Source organism: Kitasatospora sp. HPM-01-4 (assembly GCF_051374625.1).
GTDB lineage: Bacteria > Actinomycetota > Actinomycetes > Streptomycetales > Streptomycetaceae > Kitasatospora.
The window spans coordinates 3,820,610-3,843,605 of record NZ_JBPQGP010000005.1 but is presented as its reverse complement, the minus strand read 5'-3'; the positions used below and the strand labels follow the sequence as shown (position 1 = coordinate 3,843,605).

Genomic DNA, 22,996 nt, shown 5'->3' with positions numbered 1-22,996 from the left:
CCGTTCGACCGGCCGGCGACCCCCGGGTGAACGCACGGCTCAGGCCGGGCCGGGAAGGCCCACCCGGGTCATGAGCTCGGCGCGCAGGGCGTGCTTGACGACCTTCCCGGTCGGGTTGCGGGGCAGCTCGGTGCCGCGCAGGAACACATGGGCGGGGACCTTGAAGGCGGCCAGCCGGGCCGCGACGTGCTCGCGCAGCCCGTCCGCGTCCACGCCCGCACCCGGCCGCAGCACCACCACGGCGGCGACCTCCTCGCCGAGCAGCGGGTGCGGTACGCCGACCACGGCGGCGTCCGCGACCTCGGGGTGGTCGAAGAGCACGCCCTCGACCTCGACGCAGTACACGTTCTCGCCGCCCCGGATCACCATGTCCTTCAGCCGGTCCATCAGATAGACCTCGCCGTCCTGGATCCGGGCCAGGTCGCCGGTGCGGAACCAGCCGTCGGTGAACGCGGCGGCGGTGGCCTCGGGGTTGTCGCGGTAGCCGCTGAAAACCTGCTGTCCGCGCAGCCAGAGTTCGCCGATCTCGCCGTCCGGGAGGGCGGCGCCCGTGGGGCCGGCGATCCTGACCTCGACGGCGGGGGCGGGGCGGCCGATGCTGTCGGGCCGTTCGACGTAGCGGGCGCCGAGGTTGGCGATCACCCCGCCGCAGGTCTCGGTGAGCCCGTAGCCGTTGCGGGCCTCCACCCGCCCGCCGAAGCGGCGGGCGATCCGCCGGGCCAGCTCGGGCGGTGCCGCGGAGCCGCCGGTGCTGACCGCCCGCAGCGTGGGCAGCGGGTCCCCGGCGGCGTCGGCCGCGTCCAGCAGGCCGAGTGCGGTGGTGGGGACCCCGTAGTAGGCGGTGACCCGGTGCTCGGCGATCAGCCGGAGCGCTTCGGCCGCATCCCACCTGGGCATCAGGACCACGGTGCCGCCGCTCGCCATCAGCGGGAACAGTGAGGTGAACGCCGCGACATGGAAGAACGGGTAGGTCACCAGCGCGGTGTGCCGCGGTGCCGCGGCCGGGTCCAGGCCCGCGCAGAGCATCGAGCTCAGCGCGAAGAAGCGGGGAGTCTGCGCCGCCGCGCACCAGGCCTGGTGGGTGGCGGCAACTCCCTTGGGGCGGCCGGTGGTTCCGGAGGTGTAGATCAGGGTGGCCTGGTCCCCGGGGGAGGGCCCGGCCGGCGGTGGTCCCGCCTCGGCCGCGGCCCGGCCGTCCGGCGGCAGCTCCTCGAACCGGTCGTGGCCGTGCCCGGGGGCTCCGACGGTGAGCAGCGGTACGCCGTGTGCGGCGGCCCAGTCCTCGGTCCGCTCGGTGCGCTCGCGGTCGGCGACGATCAGCCCCGGTGCGCAGTCGTCCAGCGCCCGCGCCAGCTCCTCGCGCTCCCACCAGGCGTTCAGCGGGACGGCCACCAGCCCGGCCGACTGGGCGGCCCAGAAGGCGATCTGCCACTCGGGGAGGTTCCGCATGGCGATCACTACCCGGTCACCGGGCCGCAGACCGTACCCGGCGCGGAAGTGGTGGGCGAGGGCGGTGGCGGCCGTGTGGTGCTCGGCGTAGCTCAGCCTGCGGGAGCCGGCCAGCAGGAAGGTGCCCTCGCCGTGCGCCAGGGTGGCGTCCAGCAACTCCCGCAGGGTGTGCGGGCCCTGGCGGTAGCGCGGGCCGTCGGGGGTGTCGACGGTCTCGAAGGGGGCGCCGGGCGCGCTGAGGGCGGCCCGGACACGGACCAGCTTGGCGAGCACGGATGTCATGGCGTCCTCAGTCCGGCGGCTCGGGAGGTCGAGGGGCCGGCAGCGGGCCCATGGGGGAAGCCCGCTGCCGGGGACGCGGCGGTCCGGTGGGGGACGGCCGCCGCGCGTGTGCTGGACCCTACAGGCCCAGGGACTTGGCGATGATGGTCTTCATGACCTCGCTGGTGCCGCCGTAGATTCTGAAGACCCGGTTGTCGGTGTACAGGCGGGCAATCGGGTACTCCAGGATATAGCCGTAACCGCCGTGCAGCTGGAGGCACTTGTCGATCACCTGGGAGGCGGACTCGGTGCAGAACAGCTTGGTGGCAGCGGCGTCCGCGACCGTCAGCTCGCCGTTCTGGTAGAGCTCCAGGGCCCGGTCGACCATCGACTGCTGGGCCACCACCTGGGCCTCGCAGTCGGCCAGGGTGAACTTGGTGTTCTGGAACTCGGCCACCGGCTGGCCGAAGACCTTGCGGTCCTTGACGTAGCCCACCGCGAAGCGCACCGCCGCGGCCGCCGCGGCGTACGCGCCGACGGCGATCGCCAGCCGCTCCTGCACCAGGTTGTGGGTGAGGTACTCGAAGGCCCTGCCCTCCTCGCCCAGCAGGTCCTCCACCGGCACCTTGACGTCGGTGAAGGAGAGTTCGGCGGTGTCCGAGGTGCGCAGGCCGATCTTCTGGAGCTTGCGGCCGACCGCGTAGCCGGGGGAGGTGGTGTCCACGCACAGGATCGACAGGCCGGCCCGGCGGTTCGCCGGGTCGTACGGGGAGGTGCGGCAGACCACCAGCACCAGGTCGGCCAGCACGCCGCCGGTGATGAAGGTCTTGGCGCCGTTGAGGACGTAGTGGGTGCCGTCCTCGGAGAGCTTCGCCGTGGTGGCGATCCCGGCCAGGTCCGAGCCCGCGCCCGGCTCGGTCATCGCGATCGCGGTCATGATGTCGCCCGAGACGAAGCCCGGCAGCCAGCGCCGCTTCTGCTCCTCGTCGGCGTACTCCAGCAGGTAGGGCAGCACCAGGCCGGTGTGCACGCCGGAGGAGCCGAAGGTGACGCCCGCGCGGGCGCACTCCTCGCTGATCACCGCCTGGTACTTGAAGCCGGTCTCGCCCGCGCCGCCGTACTCCTCGGGCACCTCGATGCCGTAGACGCCCAGTTCCCCGAGCTTGCGGTAGAAGTCGCGCGGCGGGTGGCCCTCGGCCTCCCAGCTCTCGTAGACCGGGACGACCTCCCTGGCGATGAAGCTCCGGATGGTCTCCCGGAACGCCTCGTGGTCCTCGGTGAACACGGTGCGGCGCACGGTGGAGCTCCCTTCGTGGTGCCCGTTGATCGCCCCACAAGTTAATCTCGGGTAGCCATGGCTGTCCAGCGTCGGAGCATTGCCTCCTCGTCGATCAGGGGTGGACAAGTGAATCCTTGCTAACCTGTGGCGAATCACCCGGAGCGGTTCACCGGGGTGACCCGCCGGGACGATTCGCCGCAGCGGTTCGTTGCCGGGACCGACGGCGCGAACCACCGGGTGCATCACCCGGGCCGACCGCGAGGGGACTTGGGTGACGACGGAACGGGAGGTCGTGCGCCGGCCGCCCGGACGCAGGGCGCAGATCCTCGCGGTGGCGAGCGAGCAGTTCCACCGGCGCGGCTACCACCAGATCTCGATGGCCGAGGTGGCCGCCGAGGTCGGCATCACCGCCCCCGCGCTCTACCGGCACTACCGCAGCAAGCCCGAACTCCTGCTCCGGGCCGTCGAGTCGGACCTCGCCGCGGTCCACACGGCGGTGCACGCCGGCCACCGGGACCTGGACGGGCTCTGCGCCGCGCTCGCCGCCGTCGCCGTGGAGCACCGGGCGCTCGGCACGCTGTGGCAGCGGGACGCCAGGCTGCTGCCGTCCGGCCAGCGCGCCGAACTGTGGGGGCGGCTGCGTGCGGACGTCGGCGTGATGACCGGGGCGCTCGCCGCTGCCAGGCCCGAACTCCCGGCGGAGGACGCCGAGTTCATCTGCTGGTCGCTGCTGTCCGCGTACGGCAGCCTCTCGTACCACACCTTCGCACCGCCCAGGCGCGGCTTCGAGCGGCTGCTGCGGCGGATCGGCGGCGCGGTGCTCGCGGTCACCCCGTCCGGCCTGCCCGAGTCCAGGACGGTGGCCCGACCCGCCGCCGCGGCGCCGGAGTCCAGGCGCGAGGAACTGCTCACCGCCGCGGTCCGGTTGTTCCATGAACGCGGTTTCGACAATGTGAGCACCGACCAGCTGGGCGCCGCGGTCGGCATCTCGGGCCCCAGCGTGTACAAGCACTTCGACACCAAGGCGGAACTGCTCGCCGCCACCCTGGTGCGCAGCCGGGAGCGGCTGTGGCACGAGGTCGAGGCCGCGATCGCGGGCGGCGGCACACCGGGTGAGGCGCTCGCCGCGGGGCTGTCCGCGTACGTCGACTTCGCGCTGCGCCACCGGCACTACCTGGGCGTGATGCTCAGCGAGACCGAGCGGCTGGCCGATCCCGACCGCAGGGCGGCGGTGGACTTCCGGCGGAACTTCCTGCGGACCTGGGTCGCCCTGCTCTGCCAGGTGCGGCCCGCCATCGGGAGTGTGGAGGCCCGGATCCGGGTGCATGCGATGTTCGCGCTGGTCAACGACGGGGTGCGGAACCGGCCCGGCTGCGCGAGGCCCGATCTGGCGGGCTGCCTGGTCGAGTTGGGCCGTGCCGCGCTGGGACTGACGCCCTGATTCCGTGTGCACGCACCCGGGAGCGGCCTGCGGCGGAGCCGTGTGCCGGGGCCCGTGGCGCCGGTGTGCCCGTCGGGCCGGGGAGGGAGTGCGCCGGCCGGCCGGGGCGGGGTGAGCGCAGCGGGCCGGTGGGCCGAGCGGCTCAGTAGAGCACGAAGGGGTAGTAGACGCGGCGGTCCAGGCTGCCGTCGCCCGACCCGGTGGCGGTCTGCCGGCTCGCGCCGCCGCTGCTGTTCTTGCCGCCGCGGAGGTCGCTGACCATGCTGCCGCCCCAGTGGCGCTCGGCGCCGGAGCCGTTGCCCGCCTGGGCGGCACCGGCTCCGGCGAGGAGGAACGCGCCGAGGGCGGTGACGACGGCGGCTGCGCGCCTACGGGACACGGCGGTCTCCCTGCCTGGCTGGTGCGAATCGTGGCGCTCGCGGCCGGCCGTCTCGGCGGCTCTGGTCCTGACGTCACGGCACAAGCATTCCCTGATCGGCCGATTGACTTCAATGAATTGCCGTCGGATTCCCTCGTTCGTGCCACCCGGATGGAAGAGTCACCGGCGGTCCGGGGCCGGTCCGGGCGGGTGGTTCGGTCCGGAACGTCGCTGAATACCGGCGATTTCCCCCGCTCTGCCGGATCGGCCCGAGGTCACCCTTGCGTCAATGGGGAGTTGACCGATTCACGTCGTGCGAACCGCGGTTGAAAACGGTGGTCGAAGGATCGTCGTACCGGCGGGCCGGGGCCTTGGGGCCGCAGGTGTCTTTGGTCGGCCGCTCGGCCCCCGGCGCCCCTCGTGGGGCTATGCCATCCAGAAGAAGACGGCGGTCATCCGCTTGTCCTCCAGGGTGCTGCCCCAGTACTCGGTGGCGCTGTGGATCATGTTGGAGGTGTAGAGCAGCAGGCGGTTGTACCTGTTCGCCACCCGCACGTCCTCGGTGAAGGCGTCGGGGGAGACGAAGCGGGTGCCCAGGGCGTCCACCAGGTTGTTGTGCGGCGCGGTCACCAGGTTGCCGCCAAGGGTGCCGCCGGGCAGGCTCTGCCGAAAGAAGCTGGTGCCGCAGTCCCTGGGCACCTCCGGGTTGAGGTAGAGCACCGCGGCGTACCGGCACAGCGCCCGGGAGTCGGCGTGCGGCCGGGCCTGGCCCTCGTCCCGGCCGACCACCTGGACGCAGTTGTGGTTGAGGGTGGCGCCGCCGGGGGCGGTCTCCTGCCAGAGCCTGCGCGCACCGGTCGCCTTCAGCACCAGCCGCTCGACACGGGCGAGCTCGTCAGGTTCCAGGCCGGGCATGGCGCGCAGCCCGGGCCAGCTCTCCGGCTTGTACGGGTAGCCCTCGGTCCAGTCGTCCTTGGCCAGGCAGCGGGCCCGGACGGCGTCCACGTCGGGCAGCACGTCGTCCAGCACCCAGTAGTCCCGTCCGGGTGTGGGCTTGCGGTAGGGGAGGACCGGAAGCGCCGGGGTCCTCTGCGGCCTCGGAGGCATTGGCATGGGCAGACCATACAGTTCGGCCAGGTCATCCAGCCCCAACGGAACGGTCAATCTTCGGTCAACTCAAGGGAGTTGATCGATGTCTTGGTGTGTACTTTACTATTTCATTGCCATTGCAATACCAAAACGCCGCCCGTCAGGAGTTTCAGTGTGACCAGCCTCGCCCTCGGCCCGTCCTGGCTCGATCCCACGTCCCTGATCTCCACCTTCGGACTGCTCGGCATCCTCGCGATCGTGTTCGCCGAGTCCGGCCTGCTGATCGGCTTCTTCCTGCCCGGCGACTCGCTGCTGTTCACGACCGGCCTGCTGGTCGCCGACGGCGGCTACCTCGGCCAGCCGCTCTGGGTGGTCTGCCCGCTGATCGTGGCCGCGGCCGTGGCCGGCGACCAGGTCGGCTACCTGTTCGGACGGAAGGTCGGGCCCGCTCTGTTCCGGCGCCCCGACTCCCGCTGGTTCAAGCAGGAGAATGTGGACAAGGCGAGCGCCTTCTTCGACCGGCACGGCGCCAAGGCGGTCGTGCTGGCCAGGTTCGTCCCGATCGTCCGTACCTTCACCCCGATCGTGGCGGGCGCGAGCCGGATGAACTACCGGACCTTCGTCCTGTTCAACGTGATCGGCGGGGTGCTCTGGGGCGGCGGTGTCACCGTCCTCGGCCATGCGCTCGGCCGCATCGCCTTCGTCCGGGACAACATCGAGGCGATCCTGGTCGCCATCGTCCTGGTGTCGGTGGTCCCGGTCGCGGTCGAGCTGCTGCGCGCCCGCCGGGCGGAGCGTGCGGCCGGGCGCGGGCCGGCCTGAGGCCGACCGGCGAGAGGGCCGCCGCCGGGCATATGTGCGTTCGCGCGTTCGATCAGGCAAGGTGGGACAGAAGTTCACACCGGTGGCCGGACGCCACCAGGGGCGGCAAGGAGTGGTAGTGCCTAAGCGGGGCCGAGTCCGATCGGGCGGCGGCAAGAAGGTCAGGGGTGGGCGGTCGGTCAGGCCGGAGCCGAAGCCCGTACCGCCGCGCGAGGCGCCGCCCACCGAGGGGCTGCTCGGTTCCGCCGCGCCGCCCCTCGAGCGGCCCACCGTCATCCCGCTCGCACCGGCCCCGATGGAGACCGAGGGGCTGCTGCGCCCGGTGGAGCCCGCACCGGCCGAGCCCGGGCCGCAGGACATCCGGCCGCAGCCCGGCCCCGAGGACACCCTCACCCCCGAGGTCTGGCGCGCCGTCGGCTACAGCCTGCCCACCGGACTGGACGTGCCGAGCCTCAGCCCCGGCGCGCCCGGTGCCGCGCCCTGGCCGGACCGGATGCGCACCCTGCTGCGCACGCCCATGGCCGAGCGTCCGGCCTTCGAGCGCACCCAGCGCGAGAAGCCCGAGGCGGCGGTCAAGAAGAACATCCCGCGCGTGCTCGACCTGACCCTGCGGATCGCCGAGCTGCTGCTCGCCAGCGGCGAGGCGGCCGAGGACGTCGAGGCCGCGATGCTGGGCATCACCCACGCCTACGGCCTGGACCACTGCGAGCCGCAGGTGACCTTCACCCTGATCGGGATCTCGCACCTGCCCTCGCTGGTCGAGCCGCCGGTCACGGCGGACCGGGTGGTGCGCCGCCGGACCACCGACTACACCCGGCTCGCCGCCGTCTACAACCTGGTCGGGGACATCACCGCCGAGAAGATCTCGGTCAACGACGCCTACCGCCGCCTGGCAGAGATCCGCCGCAACCGGCACCCGTACCCGACCTGGCTGCTGGCGCTGGCCACCGGACTGCTGGCCGGATCGGCCTCGTTCCTGGTGGGCGGACGGCTGGACGCCAAGGCCTGGCTGGTCTTCGTCAGCGCCTTCGTCGCCGCCATCCTCGGCGACCGGTTCGCCTCGCTGATCGCCCGCCACGGCCTGCCGGAGTTCTACCAGTTCGTGGTCGCCGCGATGCCCGCCGCGGCCTCGGGCATCATCCTCTCGTTCAACCACCTCGGCCTGCGCGGTTCCGTGGTCATCACCGGTGGACTGTTCGCCCTGCTGCCCGGACGCGCGCTGATGGCCGCGGTGCAGGACGGCCTCACCGGCTTCTACATCACCGCGGCCGCCCGGCTGCTGGAAGTGCTCTATCTGGTCGCGGGCATCATCATCGGCGTCATGCTGATCCTCTACCTCGGGCTGAACTTCGGCGCCAAACTCAACCCGAGCGAGAGCCTGGCCGGCTACAGCCACCCGCCGGTGCAGCTGATCGCCGCGATGCTGGTGACCTTCGCCTTCGCGATACTGCTGCAGACCGACCGCAGAAAGCTTCCGCTGGTCACCCTCAACAGCCTGATCGGCTGGTCCACCTACGGGGTGCTCACCGTCAACGCCCACATCTCCCCGGTGGTGGCCACCGGGGTGGCCGCCGGGATGGTCGGTCTGTTCGGCCAGCTGATGGCGCGTTACCGGCACGCCTCCTCGCTGCCCTATGTGACCGCCGCGATCGGCCCGCTGCTGCCCGGATCGGCGATCTACCTCGGCATGCTCTCGTTCACCCAGAACCAGCCCGTCACCGGACTGGTCGCGGTCGGCCGGGCCGCCGCGCTCGCCCTGGCGCTGGCCGTCGGCGTGAACCTCGGAGGCGAGATCGCCCGGCTCTTCCTCAAGCAGCCGGGCGCCGAGCTGTCCCTCGCGACCTCGCTCGGCGTGCCGCGCCGGGCCGCCAAGCGCACCCGGGGATTCTGACCGGGCGTTAGCCGGGGGCACCCGGAGGACTACGGAACGAAGGCACCGCGACCCATGACCGGCATGCTGTTGGACGGCTATCGCACGCACATCGTCGCCGCGCACAAGCAGCCGCTGTTCCTGCTGCTGGTCGGGTTCATCTGCTCCTTCGTGATGATCAGGTTCAGCGTCCGGATGATCCGCGCCAAGGTCCGCTGGTGGCCGGGCAACATCACGCCCGGCGGTCTGCACATCCACCACATGGTCTTCGGACTCGGCTTCCTGCTGGTCGGCGGCATCGGCGTGTTCGCCGCCAACGGCGGCCATCCCTGGATCGACTGGTTCGGCCTGGCCTTCGGGATCGGCTGCGGTCTGGTGCTGGACGAGTTCGCGCTGATCCTGCACCTGGACGACGTCTACTGGAGCGAGCAGGGCCGCAAGTCCGTGGACGCCGTCATCCTCGGCATCCTGGGCACCGCCCTGCTGCTCACCGGATACGTGCCGCTGGGGGTGGTGCCCGGCCAGACCACGGCCGCGGGGTCCGGCCGCTGGGGACTGGTCGCGGTGATCACGGTGAACGCCCTGGTCTCGGTCGTCACCCTGCTGAAGGGCAAGGTGTGGACCGGGCTGCTCGGCATGCTGGTGCCCGGCCTGTCCTGGATCGGTGCCGTCCGGCTCGCCCGGCCCAGCAGCCCCTGGGCGCGCTGGTGGTACTCCGGCAGGCCTCGCCGGGCGGCGCGTGCGCTGCGGCGCGAGCGCCTGCTGCACCAGCGTGCGGACCGGGCGCGCACCTGGCTCTTCGACCTGATCGCCGGGGCGCCCGACAAGGTGCCGGCCCACCACACCGCCACCCACCGCGTCGCCGAACGGATGGCGGCGCGGGCCACCGCCCACCTCGACGCCCACGCGGCCCGCGCGCTCGCCCGCCGCTCCGCCCGGCTCGCCGACCGCCGCTCGTCCGGACCGGCCCAGTCCGCCGCCGTCCCGGCCGGGGCGACCGCCGCCACCATCGCGACCGACCCCGCACGGCAGGGGCGCGCGCAGCAGCGCCGCCGCACGGTACGCGCCGGGCGCAGTCGCGGCTACTCCGTGCGCCCGGCAACTCGGATCGGCCGACCGGGTACGGCCGGAGACACCCGCCGGGGTGAAGGCGGTTCACCCGGCGGCGGCCACGGCGAGCCGAGCGCCGTCGGGCCCGAGGCCCGCTCCGCGTTCCGCCACCCCGGGCACCCCCGGCTGCCTCATCCGGCGCTCCGGCGCTGACCGCGCGGCCGGTGCCCACGGGGCACGTACCGGAAGCGCGGGCCCGGAGGCGCTCGGGCCCTTCAGGGGAGCTGCCCCGCGCTCCCGGGAGCACCGGCCCCGGGTGGCGGATCCGGTATCTCACCCGACCGGGCGCACGAGGATGACGCGGGCCTGTCGCCGGATTTGAGATATTGCGTCGAGTGACCGAATTGTCACCTGATGAGATATTTGACGGAATGTCAGGCACCGTGAGAGAGGGCCCGCGCATGGCACGTAGACTCCTGCCGACACTCCTGCTGACCTGCTCCGGTCTGCTCGGACTGCTCCCCGCGGCCGCCGCCGCGCCAAGCGCGGCCCCGGGTGCCGCGGCGAACGTCCCGCGCCTGCCGGTGGCCCCCGCCGACGACCCCCGCCCCCCGGACGAGGGGGACGCCCAGGCGCAGACCGACGCCACCGCGAAGGCCGACAGCGCCGAGGCGATCGAAGCCCGGCTGACCGCCGCCCAGGCCGACCTCGCGGCCGCCGGCCGGGTCGCCGAACAGGCCGTGGAGGCCTACAACGGAGCACAGGCGCAGTTGGCCAAGGCCCGTACCGAGTCGGCCGAGGCGGCCAAGCGCGCCGCCGCGGCCGAGGCGGTCCGCTCCGATGCCGCCGAACGCGCCGCCCAGCTCGCCGCCGAGACCTACCGTCAGGGCACCAACGCCGAACTCTCCGCGATCAACGCCCTGCTGGGCTCCAAGGGCCCGCGCGCCGTCGGCGACCAGGCCGCCGCGGTCAGCGTGGTCGGGGCCCGTGCCCGGGACATCCTGGAGCAGGCCACCGCCAGCGCCGCGGCGGCGGCCCGCACCTCCGCCGCCGCCCGCGAGGCCGAGCAGAGTGCCGCCCGCGCCGCGGAAGCCGTCCGGGCGACCAAGGAGCAGGCGCAGGCCGGGGTCGATGCCCAGCAGTCGCGGGTCGACGAGATCGCCAAGCGCCGTGAGGACCTGCTCGCCGAGCTGGCCGCCGCCCGCAACACCTCCGTCGAGCAGGAGCGGCAGCGGCGCGAGGACGCGGAGTCGCTCGCCGAGCGCACGACGGAGGAGGCGGCCAAGGCGGCCACCGAGGCCGCCGCCGGCGCGTTGAACCCGGCTGCGGACCACGCGTGGTCGGCCGGCGGTGCGGAGGCCGCCATCACCTTCGCCCGCTCCAAGATCGGGCTGCCCTACATCTGGGGCGGCGAGGGCCCGGACGGCTACGACTGCTCCGGCCTCACCATGATGGCCTGGCGGCGCGGCGGAAAGTCCCTCACCCACTTCGCGGCCACCCAGTACGCCGAGTCCACCCCCATCGGTTACCACCAACTCCGGCCTGGCGACCTGGTGTTCTGGACCCACACCGGCCGCGCGGCCGACATCTACCACGTGGCCATGTACATCGGCGACGACCAGATGATCGAGGCACCGCGCCCCGGCGTGGCGATCAAACAGGCCAGCCTCTGGATCATGGGCCGGCCGGACTTCTACGCGCGCCCCTGACAGGGCGTCCGGTGCCGTCGACGGCGTGGCCCGCACCACCCGGAGGCGTCCGCCGCCGGCGATCCGGCCCCCGCGCGGCGTGTTCCGCGGAGTCCGCCAGGGGCGGTGAATGCCCAAGGGCGGGTAAAAAAATCCGGTGCGGGGGCCGGAGGGCGCGCGTACGGTGGCCGGATGGGCAACGACGCGCACGGTCGGTCCGGCCAGGACATAGAGATCAGATACATCGTCGAGGAAGAAATCCCGGCCTGGGGCCGGGCGCTCAACCTGGGGTTCCTCCGGCCGCACGCGGGGGACGGCGCGGAGGTGCGCCGCCGGCTGTTCGAGCCGGGGCGGCTGCAGGGCGCGTTCGACCACTCCGACGACGGGCGCTGCGTGGGGACGTTCCGCAGCTTCGACACCGGGCTCACGGTTCCCGGTGGCGCCGTCATCGAGGTCGACGCCGTCACCTCGGTGACGGTCAGCACCACCCACCGGCGACGCGGCCTGCTCAGCGGCATGATGCGCCGGGACCTCGCCGCCGCCCGTGAGCGCGGCTCGGTGGCCGCGATCCTGATAGCCGCCGAGTACAACATCTACGGCCGCTACGGCTTCGGCCCCGCGACCCGGCGGCACGGCTGGCAGATCGACCTGGGCCGGGCCGGGGGGCTCCGTCCGGGCCTGCCCGACTCGCCCGGCGGCCGGATCGGTTTCGTGACCATGGAGGAGCTCCGCAGGCTCGGCCCCGAACTGCACGAGCGCTGGCAGCCGACTCAGCCGGGCGCGATCGGGCGCTCCCCGATCGGCTGGCAGTTCGCCACCGGTGAGCTGGTACGGCCCGGAACCGAGTGGAAGGAGCCGTTCGCCGTCGTACACCGGAATGCCGAGGGCACCGTCACCGGCCTGGCGGTCTACCACGTGGACGACGTCTGGGACGGCAACTACCCCGACTGCACGCTGACGGTCAGTGACTTCCTCGCGCTCGACCCGGGCACCGCCGTCGCGCTGTGGCGGCTGCTGTGCTCGGTGGACTGGGTGAGCAGGATCGTGGTCTTGAACCTCGCCCCGGACGACCCGCTGCCGCTGCTGCTGAACGAGCCGCGCGCGGCGACCCCGCACCCGGAGAACGGCGACCACACCTGGCTGCGCCTGCTCGACCTGCCCGCCGCCTTCGCCGCCCGCACCTGTGCCGCACCCGGCCGCGTGGTGTTCCAGGTCAGCGACCCGGAGCGGTACGTGGAGGGGCGCTGGGCCCTGGAGGCCGGCGCCGACGGAAGGGGCCGCTGCACGCCGACCGAGGACGAGCCGGACCTGGCGCTCGACGCGGGCGCCCTCGCCTCGCTCTACCTCGGCGGTGAGACGGCGCCCCGGCTGGCCGCCGCCGGACTGGTCACCGAACTGCGCCCGGGCGGGGTCGCCGCAGCCGATCTGCTGCTGCGCACGCCCCTGGCACCGTGGAATCCGGACGGTTTCTGACCGGGCCGTCCATACCGCCGGAGCCCTGTCCCTCCCGGGGCAGGGCTCTGCCGATTCCACGCGGCCGCCGTCTTCGCGGGCGCTCTCCTGCGCGGCCGCTACTTCGTGGTGCGGCCGATCGTCGGCAGGATGAAGTCCTGGATCAGCCCCTTGGCGTCCCGGACGATCGGGCGGAAGACCCGGAAGCGGGAGAGGTTGATGATGCGCGCGGCCATCGGGGTCGAGCGGTGGACGAATTCACGGGTGCGCTCGGTGTCCGGGGTCCGGTCGAAGACCCAGTAGAGGACGACGACCATCAGGTGCAGCCAGAGCAGGTCGGGCAGCAGCTCGGCGAGCTCGGCGTCCAGCTTCGGTGCCAGCTCGGAGCCGCTCAGCACCTCGCCGAACAGCTCGACCGCCGTCTTGCGGGCCGGGTGGGACTCGTTGGAGAACGGGCTCAGCGAACTCGTCGGGTCGGCCGCCGTGCGGAAGAACTGGGCGGCGAACTCGTGGTACTCGGCCGCGCAGTCGATCCACGAGATGAGGGCGATCTCCAGCCGCTCGGCGAAATCGCCGGTTCCGGCCATCCGGGTACGGGCGTCGGCGGCGTGCTCGTACGTCATCCGGTCGTAGAACCCCTGAATCAGGAATTCCTTTTTCTCGAAGTAGTAGTAGGCGTTTCCGACCGAGACGCCGGCTTCGGCGGCGATGGCGCGCATGGTGGTCTTCTCGTAGCCGCGCTCCTGGAACAGCCGCATCGCGGTTTCGAGGATCAGCGCACGGGTCTGCTCGCTCTTGTCGGTCTTGGGCTGCGCCCGCCCGCCGCGCACCTCGACGGGCGGCGGCCCGGCGACGGGCAGCCGGCGGTCCGGGATGTCCGTGCTTGTGGGGCTGTCCGTGCTCGTGAGGCGCTCCGCGCCGGGCGCGTCGCTTCCGCCGTTCGTCGTTGCCGCGTCGTCCACGGTTCCCGAGCCTAGCGGGACGCGATGGCGGCACCGCCCGCCGTGACCGGTCGTGTGGCACCGGATCCCCCCGGCATGCCCGGTGCCACACGGCCTGATACCCCCTCTGTTGCCCCGGGGTTTCCGGTGTCCAGTCGGAAACCCCGCGGTTTCGAACATGTTCAAAACCGCCCGGGGATGACTCTAGAGACATCTCTGAACGTGTTCAAGTGGGCAGTGTGGGAGGCTCGTCACATGAACCGACAGCCCGCCATCCGCGTAGGGGGCGCCGCCGACGCGGAGACCGTCGCCGCCCTGCACTCCGAGAGCTGGAGCACCGCCTACGAGGGCATCGTTCCCCCCGAGGCGCTGGGCGATGGACTGGCGGAACAGCGCCGCGAGGTGTGGGCGATCCGCCTGACCGCCGACTACGGCGAGAGCGCGAACCTCCCGCTGCTCCTGATCGCCGAGCTGGACGGGGAGACGGCCGGCTTCGCCTACCTGGTCCCGCAGACCGGCGAAGGCCGGGTGCTGCTGGACAGCCTGCACGTCCGCCCCGCGCTCACCGGTGGCGGTGTCGGGCGTGCACTGCTGCGCGAGGCGCTGGCGCGCACTCCGCACGCCCCGCTCTATCTGGAGGTACTGCGCGGCAACACCCGCGCGGTCGCCTTCTACGAGCGCGAGGGCGGTGTCCGGACCGACGAGCGCGAGGGCCACTTCCCGGGCGGGTGCGTCCTGCCCGAGTACGAGTACACCTGGCTGCCGGGTGCTCGGGAGGCGGAGGACTGAGCGCGGGCGCCCGCTCGATCGCGGGCGCTCAGCGGCGGTCAGTCGTGGTCGTACACCGTCACCGGCACCCCCCGACCAGTCAAGCGGGCGGTGACCAGCGGCTCGACCAGCTCCCAGCGGCCGCCGGCCAGGCCGCAGCCGATCCGGGGCATGTGCACGGACGCGTCGAGCCGGAGCGCATGCCCGCCGAGACTGGCCAGCGCCGAGTCGATCGCCTGGTAGCGGACCGGCACGCCCGTCGAGCGGCCCGTCCTGATGCCCCGCTGGCCGATCAGATTGGCCACCCACACAGACGGTTCGACCTGCACCAACTGGGCCGCACCGAGGCCGAAGTCGTTGCCGGAGCGCTCGCGGTGCCAGCGCCGGTACGCCGCCTCCGGCTCGGGCCAGCGGCGGGACAGCGCCAGTACGAAGCCCTTGCCCCAGCCGCCCAGGTCGTTGCAGACGTGCGCGATCACCTTGACGCCCTTGCCCTGCGGCGCCGTGGCGTCTCCCCGCAGGTATCTGATCCCCGCGCTGCTCTCTTCCCCCATGGCCGCAACGCTAGCGACCCGCACCGACAGGCACCGCCGAATTCCCTGCCGCGGGTGCGGATGCGGGCTGCCGCAGGCGGCGGTAGGCGAGCAGGGTGAGCAGCAGGGCCGACGCCGCGGCCGCGGCGGGGACGAGGTAGCCGGTGCCGGGGGCGGAGTGCTGGGCGATCGCGCCGCCGAGTGCGGACCCGGCGGAGATCCCGACCACGATGCCGGCCACCGCGAGCGACATGCCCTCGTTCAACCTGCTCTCCGGTACCGCCTCCTGGACCACCGTCATACCCGCGACCATGGTCGGCGCCGTCCCGGAGCCGGCCGCGAACAGTGCGGCCGCCAGTACCGCAAGCCCCGCACCCGAGAGCGCCGCGGCCGTCGGAAGGAGCAGCAGTACGGCCATCGCGGCCGTCCCGGCCAGCAGCCGGGCCGGCGCCGAGCGCCGGAGGCGGATCAGTCCGAAGGCCAGCCCTGAGACGCAGGATCCGGCTGCCACCAGCGCCAGCAGGCCGCCTCCGGCCGCCCGTTGGCCGAGCGCGTCGGAGTAGGCGATGGTGGTGACCTCCATCGAGCCGAAGGCCACACCGGTCGCGAGGAAGACCGGCAGCACCGCCCGCAGCCCGCCCGACCGCCAGACCCCGCCCGCTCCGCGCGCCACCGGCCGCACCGGCGGTTCGGTACGGCGCTGGGCGGCGAACAGCAGCGCGCCGACGCCCGACAGCAGCCCGGCGGCCAGCAGCCCGGCCTCCGGGAAGAACGAGGTGCACAGCAGCATCGACAGCACCGGTCCGGCCATGAAACAGAGCTCGTCCAGGGCCTGTTCGAAGGAGTTGGCGAGATGGCGGGCGTCCGGGTCATCCCGGTACAGGTGGGCCCAGCGGGCCCGCACCATGCCGCCGAAGTTCGGCTGCACCGAGGCGGCCGGCCAGCACAGGAAGTACGTCCAGGCGGGCGCGCCGTAGTGCACGCAGAGCAGTAGCCCGGTGTACGGAACGGCGGCGGCCAGCACGGCGCGCACCGCGACCTTCCGCTGTCCGTACCGGTCGACCAACCGCCCCAGCAGCGGCAGTCCGAGGGCGACGGCGGCCACGCCGGTCGCCGAGACCGCGCCGGCCAGCGCGTAGGAGTCCCGGCGGGTGGCGATCATCACCACCACCCCGACGCCCGTCATCGAGATCGAGAGCCGTCCGAACAGCCCGGCCAGGGTGAAGGCGACGGTCCCCGGCGGGGCGAAGAGGCGGCGGTACGAGGTGAGCACGGGTCTCCCGGGGCAGCGATGGGTGGTGTACCGCAAGCCTCGTGCTGCCGGACCGGGGCGGTCCAACACCTGTTCTGCCCGATTGACGCGGATGTGTTGTCAATCACCGTCGGCGGGCGGGGCGGTGAACGGCGTTGCTAACCTGCCCGCATGCCCGTCGACCTGCACCCGCGACTGCTGCGCGGCTTCCTGGCCACTGCCGAGACGCTGCACTTCGGCCGGGCCGCCCAGCGGCTGCACATCGCGCAGCAGGCGCTCAGCCGGGACATCCGGGCGCTGGAGCGGGCGTTGGGCGTGGCACTGTTCAGCCGCACCACCCGGACCGTCCAACTCACCGCAGCGGGCGAGCAGTTGCTGCCGAAGGTGCGCCGGCTGCTGGCGCTGCACGACGAGATCGTGACCGGCGCCGCCGACCGGGCCCTGCTGGTCGACCTCAACAGCGCGGTCGACGGCGAAGACCTGACCGCCGACCGGCTGCTGGCCGCCGCCCGTGCCGCGCTGCCCCGCTGCGAACTCCTCGCCCGCTACTGCGGTGGACTCGCCGGTGCCGCGGTGGAGTTGCTGGCGCACCGGCTGGACGTCTCGTTCGGGCGCTTTGCCGGACTGCCTGCGCCGGTGCGGTCCCAACTCGTCCACACGCCGGTGCGGTTGGAACGCATGGCGGTTCTGGTGCCGGCCGCTCACCCGCTCGCCGGTCGGTCCGAGATACCGCTGGCCGCTCTGGCCGGCCATCCGCTCGACGTCTGTGCGGGCAACCAGGCGACCACCGAGTGGGCCGATCTGGGGCGCCGGCTCGCCGCCGAGCACGGCCTGGTGACCGCGCCGCCGCACACCCCGCCGGTCGGCGCGGACGAGATGGCCCACTATCTGGCGCGGCACGGCGAAGCGGTGCTCACCACGGTCGGCGGCCCCGCGATCCCGGGCTCGGTCACCCGTCCGCTGGCCGACCCGGTACCGCTGAGCCTGGTCGGCCTGGTCCACCGTCCGGAGCTGCGCCACCCCGGGCTGGACGCACTGCGCTCCGCCGCGGCGGAGTTCGGGGCGCGCGAGGGCTGGCTGCGGCGGGTGCCGGGCAGTTGGCTGCCGCGCGAGGATGCCGCGCTGCTGGGCGGGTGACGCCGGCCAAGGTCTGCCTGCCCCGCCGGGGGATGACGGCGTTCAGCCTCCCGAGCCGCCTCCGCCGGGGTCGGCGGGGACAGGTCGGGAGGCTGAACGTGGGGCTGTAGGCAGCGGGGTGGAACGGGTCAGGAGGCCCGGACGGCGGAGATGTCGAAGGACAGCTTGACCTTCTCGCCGATCAGCACGCCGCCGGTCTCCAGGGCGGCGTTGTAGGTCAGGCCCCACTGCGTGCGGTCGATGGTGGTCGAGCCCTCGAAACCGACCCGCTCGGCGCCGTAGACGTCGGTGGCGCTGCCCGTGAAGTCCAGCTCGAGGGTGACCGGGCGGGTGGTGTCCTTGATGGTGAGATCGCCGGTCATCCGGTACGAGTCGTCCCGCAGCCGCTCCGCGGAGGTGCTGCGGAAGACGATCTCCGGGTGGACGTCGGCGGCGAAGAAGTCGCCGGTGCGCAGGTGCTCGTCGCGCTGGGCCTGGCTGGTGTCGATGCTGGCGACCTTGATCACCAGCTCGGCCGAGGAGTTGGCCGGGTTGCCGCCGTCCAGGCGCAGCTTGCCCTGGTACTCGGCGAACTCGCCGCGGACGTTGGTCACCATGGCGTGGCGCACGGCGAAGCCGATCCGGCTGTGGGCCTGGTCGATGGTGTACTCGCCGGTCAGGTGGGACAGGTCCGGTCCGGCGGGGGCCGGCGCGGTGCGGACTGCGGTGGTGGTGGCGTTCTTGTTGCGGCCGAAGATGCCCATGGCTCCTCCTGAGATCCGAAGCCATTTGTTTAGGCTTCAACTTGTTGGCTCCACCATAACCGGGATTCGTTCAACGTTCAACCATGAGCTGAGGGGAGTCCCGGAGAACCCTCCCGGGTGCGGTCCGCTCCGCCGTGCCGTCTCGGGGCTGCCGCCCGCTCGGTCCGCGCCGGTCAGTCCTCGTTGGCCGGCCCGTCGTTGACCGGCTCATCGTCGGCCGGCTCATCGCCGATCGGCCCATTGACGGCGGCCACCAGCTCGAAGGCCGTCCGGCCGTCGAGGCTTTCCCGGATGATGTCCGCGTGTCCCGCGTGCCGCGCCACCTCCTCGATCAGGTGGAGCAGGATCCAGCGCGCCGTGCGCCGGCTGTTCGGCGGGAACCAGGGGGCCGTCGGCAGTGCCGCGTCCACCTCCAGGCCGGGCAGGCCCTGGATGATCTCCTCGGTCTCGGCGGCCACCGCCTCGTACTCCAAGAGCCAGCCGGCCAGGGTCTCGCCTTCGAGCAGCCGGTGCTCGTCCGCCCACTGGTCCGGCGCGATCATCGCGCGCTCGTCATCCAGCAGGACGCCGCGGATCCAGGACCGTTCGCACCGGGCCACGTGCTTGACCAGTCCTGCCACCGACAGGCTGCTCGCTGTGGGCGTGGCCACCGCCTGCTCCTCGGTCAGGCCGAACGCCGCACGGCGGATCGCGCCGCGCTGGGCGTCCAGGAAGGCCAGCAGGCCCTCGCGCTCGTCGTGCTCCGCGTGTACCAGGGTGGGCATGTCGACTCCCTCTCGTCGTGGGTTTCCCCGCCTCGTTGAAACCGACGGTAGCCAGCAATCAGGACAGGAACGGTCCGCTACTCCGCTTTCCGGAGCGGTGCGCTCCTCGGCTCCGGTTAGGGTCGATCGAGTCCGCATTCGCATCCGGGGAGGCCAGGCCGATGTACGCCCTGCACGCGCTCTGGCAGGCCGGCGGCCGACTGGCCCTGTGGGCCGAGGACGCGCGGGCGTTCGGCAGGCCGTCTCACCAGGCGCGCGCGGCGGACCCGTACCCGGCGGGCGGCGTGCAGGCGCCGGGTGCTGAACACTCGCTGGCCGCTGAATACCCGACGGGCGCCGTGCGCCGGGCGCGCAAGGGCGCGCACACGGTCGCACACCCCTACGCGTGCCCCGCCGACGCACTCGCACGCCTCCTCGGCGCCATCGGCCCCGGGCTCGGCTGGCTGGCCGAGCAGGCCCTCGAACGGTGGGCCACCCTGCTGCTCCCCGGGCTCGGCGCGACCCCGACCCCCTCGCCGCAGCTGCCCGTCGGCACCGTCGGGCGCGGTGTCGCACTGTCCCCCTGGCGGATCCCGGTGCTGCTCTTCGAAGCCCCGGAGGCGGCCCAGCTCCTCGGTGAACTCTTCGACCCGCACTGCTCGGTGGCCATGGCCGAGCTCCCGGGAAGAGGCCCGGTCGAGGTCGCGTACGGTGCCTCGCTGCGCTGGCTGACCGCCGTCCACGACCTCGCCTGGCGGATGGTCGGCCAAGGCCGCGTGCTGCCGGTGCTCCGTGCGGAGGACGGCATGTTCCAGGCGCGCTGGCAGCCCGCGCCCGACGCGGCCGCCCGGCGCGAGGCCGAGGCGCTCGCTGCCGGGTGCCCGCCGGTCTGCCGCGCCGAGCGCCGCCCCGGCGCCGCTGCCAGGACCGGCGCTGACCTGCTTGCCGAGGTGCTGGACGTCCTGGTCGACCGCGAGGCCCGGGTCGCCCTGGACGGCGCGCCGCCTCCGCTGCACCGTGCCCCGGCCACCATCGAGGAAGCCTGGCTGGCGGCACTCCACACCGCCGACGGGCGTCTCGCGCCGGTGGTGCCGCAGGTCCCGGCGGCCACCGCAGGCCCGGGCCCCGGCCCCGTGCCGGGGTCGGCCGCCAAGGGCACGGCCGCCGGGGCTTTCCCGGATCGGGGAGATCCGTCCGCTCCGGACGACTCGGCTGCGGACGCGGCGGAGCGGACCGCCGCGGACCTCGCGGAGCGGCTGGCCGCCTGGTACGCCGGGACGCCCGCCCCCGACCAGGCGCTGCGCCTCTGCTTCCGCCTCTCCGAACCGCTCGGCCATGACGCGGGTCTGCCCGACCTGCCGGGCCCCGGCGCCGTCCCCGACGGGTCGGCCGTCCCCGACAGATCGCCCGGCGGCGACAGGACGGCCGGTGACGACGACTGGCGGCTCGACTTCCTCCTCCAGTCCGTCGACCAGCCCTCGCTCCTGGTCGCCGCGGCAGACCTCTGGTCCGGCGGCCCGGCCTGGGCCGCGTTCTCCCGGCAGGTCGCCGACCCCGTCGGCGACTACACCGCAGAGCTCGACCGGGCCGTTCTTCGCCGCCCCGAACTCCGCGCGGCGCTGCGCACCTCCCGTCCCACCGGCCTCACTCTCGACCGGGCCGAAGCCCTCGGCTTCCTCCGCGATGCCGCCCCGGCCCTGGCCGAAGCCGGGTTCGGCGTGCTGCTTCCCGCGTGGTGGCAGCGCCGCCCCCGCCTCGGCCTGGTGCTCAAGACGGCCCGTACGCCGGTCGCGGGGGCGCTGGAGCGGACCGGCCGGATCGACCGCGACGCGGTGATGGACTTCCGCTGGTCCGTCGCTCTCGGCGAACTCACCCTCACCGAACAGGAGTTGGCGGAACTGGGGGCTGCCCAGCAGGGCCTGGTCCGGTTGCGCGGCCGATGGATCGAGGTGGACGCGCAGCAGATCGCCGCCGCGCTCGCCTTCCTGGCCCACCGGGGAGCCGGGGCCATGGCCGCAACGGACGTGCTGAAGCTGGCACTTGACCCGTCCGCGCGGGTCGCCGGGCTGCCGGTCACCCGGGTCGAGGCGGCCGGTCCGCTGGGCGACCTCCTGGCCGGCCGTACGGGTGGCGCCGGTTCCTCGGGCAGTGGCGAGTGTGCTGCCGAGGGGGAGCGCACAGTGCCGCCCGCTCTCCCACCCGGCTTCGGGGCGACCCTGCGCCCGTATCAGGAACGGGGCGTGGCCTGGCTTCGCAGCCTCACCCGGCTCGGCCTCGGTGCGGTGCTGGCCGACGACATGGGGCTGGGCAAGACGGTGCAGACCCTTGCCCTGCTCGCGGCCGAACAAGCCGAACAAGCCGAACAGGCCCAACAGACCCAACAGGCCGAACAAGCCGAACAGGTCGAAGCGGCCGGCCGGCCCGCGCGGGGCCGGGCGGCCGCGAGGGCGAACCTCCTGGTCTGCCCGATGTCCCTGGTCGGCAACTGGCAGCGGGAGGCCGAGAGGTTCGCCCCGATGCTGCGCGTCCACGTCCACCATGGCGCGGACCGGGTGGAGGGCTCGGTCGCCGAGGCCGTCGCGGACGGGGTCGATCTGGTCATCACCACGTACGGGCTGGTACAGCGGGACGCCGGGGAACTGGGCCGGATCTCCTGGCGACGGGTGATCGTGGACGAGGCCCAGTCCATCAAGAACGCGGCCACCGCCCAGTCCCGAGCGGTCCGTTCACTGCGGGCCGAGCACCGGATCGCCCTCACCGGTACGCCGGTGGAGAACCGGCTCGCCGAGCTGCACGCCGTGCTCGACTTCGCCAACCCGGGCCTGTTCGGCTCCGCCGATTCCTTCAAGGAGCGTTACGCGATTCCGGTCGAGCTCAATGCGAACCCGGCGGCGACCGGTCAACTTCGCAGGCTCACCGGACCGTTCATGCTCCGCCGGTCCAAGTCGGACCCGGCGGTCGCGGCCGAGCTGCCCGTGAAGCAGGAGATCACGGTCTACTGCAACCTCACCGCCGAGCAGGTCGGGCTCTACCAGGCGGTGGTGGCCGACCTGATGCGGCGCCTCCGGGGTGCGCGCGGGGTGGAGCGCCAGGGCGCCGTCCTCGCGGCGATCGGACGGCTCAAGCAGGTGTGCAACCATCCGTCCCAACTGCTGCACGACCGATCGGAGTTGGGAGACCGATCGGGGAAGGTGGCACGCCTGGAGGAGATTCTGGCGGAGGCGCTCGCGGAGGGCGGCCGAGTCCTGGTCTTCACCCAGTACGCGGAGTTCGGCCGGATGCTCCAGCCCCACCTGGCCGCCCGGCTCGGCGAGGAGGTGCTCTATCTGCACGGGGGCGTACCGAAGCGCCGGCGTGAGGAGATGGTCGCCAGGTTCCAGTCGCCGGACGGGCCCCGAGTGTTCCTGCTGTCGCTCAAGGCGGGTGGCACGGGGCTCAATCTGACCAGCGCCAACCATGTGGTGCACCTCGACCGCTGGTGGAACCCGGCGGTGGAGGACCAGGCGACCGACCGGGCGTTCCGGATCGGCCAGCGGCGGGACGTCCAGGTGCGGCGCCTGGTCTGCGTCGGCACCGTAGAGGAGCGGATCGCCGAACTGATCGAGTCCAAGCGGGCGTTGGCCGAAGCCGTGGTCGGCGAGGGCGAGCAGTGGCTCGGCGACCTGTCCACCGAAGCGTTGCGCGAACTGGTCTCCCTCTCCGCCGACGCGATCGGCGAGGTCGAGGCGGGTGGCAGGGCTGAGGCGGGTGGCGGGCCCGAGGCGGGAGGCGGGCCTGGGGAGCGGGAGCCGTCGGAGGCGGGCGCCGGGGCCGAGACGGGCGGGGAGCCGGAAGCGTCCGGCGCACCCGGAGTGCCGGACGAACAGACCGCAAGCCGTACCAGCGCAGGCCACGCGGCCGAGGGAGCGATCGAACGATGACCGATGCACAGCCGCTGTCCGAACTCCTGGACACCTTCTGGGAGGGCGAGTTCACTCTCCAGCCGAGCCCGCCCGGCCCCGAGACCGCCGCCGGGTCGGCCCTCGCCGGCCTCGGGCCCTCGGGCATCCGGATCGCCGGCCGCGACCTCGCCGCCCTGCTCGCCCCTGCCTACCGGCGCCTGACCGGAACCGCCGACTGA

General features: G+C 73.1%; 19 protein-coding genes. 10 read left to right on the top strand and 9 right to left on the bottom strand.

What is annotated here, in order from left to right:
- Window positions 1-39: 39 nt before the first annotated feature.
- Together ACSMTC_RS16485 and ACSMTC_RS16480 are read right to left on the bottom strand one after the other, a co-directional pair.
- Complete coding sequence (locus tag ACSMTC_RS16485; RefSeq protein ID WP_436560446.1) at window positions 40-1,731, bottom strand: class I adenylate-forming enzyme family protein; 1,692 nt, start codon at window positions 1,729-1,731, stop codon at window positions 40-42.
- 118 nt (window positions 1,732-1,849) lie between these two features.
- Entirely contained in the window at window positions 1,850-3,007 is a 1,158-nt protein-coding gene (locus ACSMTC_RS16480; protein ID WP_436560445.1) for an acyl-CoA dehydrogenase family protein, read from the bottom strand.
- 253 nt (window positions 3,008-3,260) lie between these two features.
- On the opposite strand from ACSMTC_RS16480, the gene ACSMTC_RS16475 reads away from it, so the two are divergent.
- On the top strand, window positions 3,261-4,430 hold the full coding sequence (locus ACSMTC_RS16475) for a TetR/AcrR family transcriptional regulator (RefSeq protein ID WP_436560444.1): 1,170 nt from the start codon (window positions 3,261-3,263) through the stop codon (window positions 4,428-4,430).
- 142 nt (window positions 4,431-4,572) lie between these two features.
- On the opposite strand, the gene ACSMTC_RS16470 is transcribed toward ACSMTC_RS16475, so the two are convergent.
- Entirely contained in the window at window positions 4,573-4,809 is a 237-nt protein-coding gene (locus ACSMTC_RS16470; protein WP_436560443.1) for a hypothetical protein, read from the bottom strand.
- Between the two features lie 405 nt (window positions 4,810-5,214).
- Window positions 5,215-5,895 (bottom strand): DUF6445 family protein, encoded by a 681-nt coding sequence (locus tag ACSMTC_RS16465; protein ID WP_436564707.1) that lies wholly within the window; start codon window positions 5,893-5,895, stop codon window positions 5,215-5,217.
- 156 nt (window positions 5,896-6,051) lie between these two features.
- Here ACSMTC_RS16465 and ACSMTC_RS16460 point away from each other — a divergent pair, with 156 nt between their 5' ends.
- The 5 genes from ACSMTC_RS16460 (at window position 6,052) to ACSMTC_RS16440 (ending at window position 12,780) form a co-directional block, all read left to right on the top strand.
- On the top strand, window positions 6,052-6,699 hold the full coding sequence (locus ACSMTC_RS16460) for a DedA family protein (RefSeq protein ID WP_436560442.1): 648 nt from the start codon (window positions 6,052-6,054) through the stop codon (window positions 6,697-6,699).
- Between the two features lie 118 nt (window positions 6,700-6,817).
- The gene (locus ACSMTC_RS16455; protein ID WP_436560441.1) at window positions 6,818-8,590 is read left to right on the top strand and encodes a threonine/serine exporter family protein; all 1,773 of its coding nucleotides are present in this window, start codon (window positions 6,818-6,820) and stop codon (window positions 8,588-8,590) included.
- Between the two features lie 54 nt (window positions 8,591-8,644).
- Window positions 8,645-9,832 carry a hypothetical protein gene (locus ACSMTC_RS16450; protein WP_436560440.1) on the top strand — a complete coding sequence of 396 codons (1,188 nt, stop codon included), beginning with the start codon at window positions 8,645-8,647 and terminating at the stop codon, window positions 9,830-9,832.
- A 248-nt stretch (window positions 9,833-10,080) separates the two neighbouring features.
- Entirely contained in the window at window positions 10,081-11,328 is a 1,248-nt protein-coding gene (locus tag ACSMTC_RS16445; protein ID WP_436560439.1) for a C40 family peptidase, read from the top strand.
- A 171-nt stretch (window positions 11,329-11,499) separates the two neighbouring features.
- Entirely contained in the window at window positions 11,500-12,780 is a 1,281-nt protein-coding gene (locus tag ACSMTC_RS16440; protein ID WP_436560438.1) for a GNAT family N-acetyltransferase, read from the top strand.
- 98 nt (window positions 12,781-12,878) lie between these two features.
- On the opposite strand, the gene ACSMTC_RS16435 is transcribed toward ACSMTC_RS16440, so the two are convergent.
- Window positions 12,879-13,721, bottom strand: coding sequence for a TetR/AcrR family transcriptional regulator (locus tag ACSMTC_RS16435; RefSeq protein ID WP_436560437.1), 843 nt, complete (start codon window positions 13,719-13,721; stop codon window positions 12,879-12,881).
- 234 nt (window positions 13,722-13,955) lie between these two features.
- Here ACSMTC_RS16435 and ACSMTC_RS16430 point away from each other — a divergent pair, with 234 nt between their 5' ends.
- The gene (locus tag ACSMTC_RS16430; RefSeq protein WP_436560436.1) at window positions 13,956-14,489 is read left to right on the top strand and encodes a GNAT family N-acetyltransferase; all 534 of its coding nucleotides are present in this window, start codon (window positions 13,956-13,958) and stop codon (window positions 14,487-14,489) included.
- Between the two features lie 38 nt (window positions 14,490-14,527).
- On the opposite strand, the gene ACSMTC_RS16425 is transcribed toward ACSMTC_RS16430, so the two are convergent.
- Window positions 14,528-15,022, bottom strand: coding sequence for a macro domain-containing protein (locus tag ACSMTC_RS16425; RefSeq protein WP_436560435.1), 495 nt, complete (start codon window positions 15,020-15,022; stop codon window positions 14,528-14,530).
- 10 nt (window positions 15,023-15,032) lie between these two features.
- Entirely contained in the window at window positions 15,033-16,274 is a 1,242-nt protein-coding gene (locus ACSMTC_RS16420) for an MFS transporter (protein ID WP_436560434.1), read from the bottom strand.
- 150 nt (window positions 16,275-16,424) lie between these two features.
- Between ACSMTC_RS16420 and ACSMTC_RS16415 the strand changes: the two genes are divergently transcribed.
- Window positions 16,425-17,390, top strand: coding sequence for a LysR family transcriptional regulator (locus tag ACSMTC_RS16415; protein ID WP_436560433.1), 966 nt, complete (start codon window positions 16,425-16,427; stop codon window positions 17,388-17,390).
- Between the two features lie 128 nt (window positions 17,391-17,518).
- Here the strand turns inward: ACSMTC_RS16415 and ACSMTC_RS16410 are convergent, their stop codons facing one another.
- Both ACSMTC_RS16410 and ACSMTC_RS16405 read right to left on the bottom strand, forming a co-directional pair.
- Complete coding sequence (locus ACSMTC_RS16410; protein WP_436560432.1) at window positions 17,519-18,133, bottom strand: YceI family protein; 615 nt, start codon at window positions 18,131-18,133, stop codon at window positions 17,519-17,521.
- A gap of 173 nt (window positions 18,134-18,306) precedes the next feature.
- Window positions 18,307-18,897, bottom strand: coding sequence for a DinB family protein (locus tag ACSMTC_RS16405; protein ID WP_436560431.1), 591 nt, complete (start codon window positions 18,895-18,897; stop codon window positions 18,307-18,309).
- A 161-nt stretch (window positions 18,898-19,058) separates the two neighbouring features.
- Between ACSMTC_RS16405 and ACSMTC_RS16400 the strand changes: the two genes are divergently transcribed.
- Window positions 19,059-22,796 (top strand): SNF2-related protein, encoded by a 3,738-nt coding sequence (locus ACSMTC_RS16400; protein ID WP_436560430.1) that lies wholly within the window; start codon window positions 19,059-19,061, stop codon window positions 22,794-22,796.
- Window positions 22,793-22,996, top strand: coding sequence for a hypothetical protein (locus ACSMTC_RS16395; RefSeq protein ID WP_436560429.1), 204 nt, complete (start codon window positions 22,793-22,795; stop codon window positions 22,994-22,996). The genes ACSMTC_RS16400 and ACSMTC_RS16395 overlap by 4 nt, the downstream gene beginning before the upstream one ends.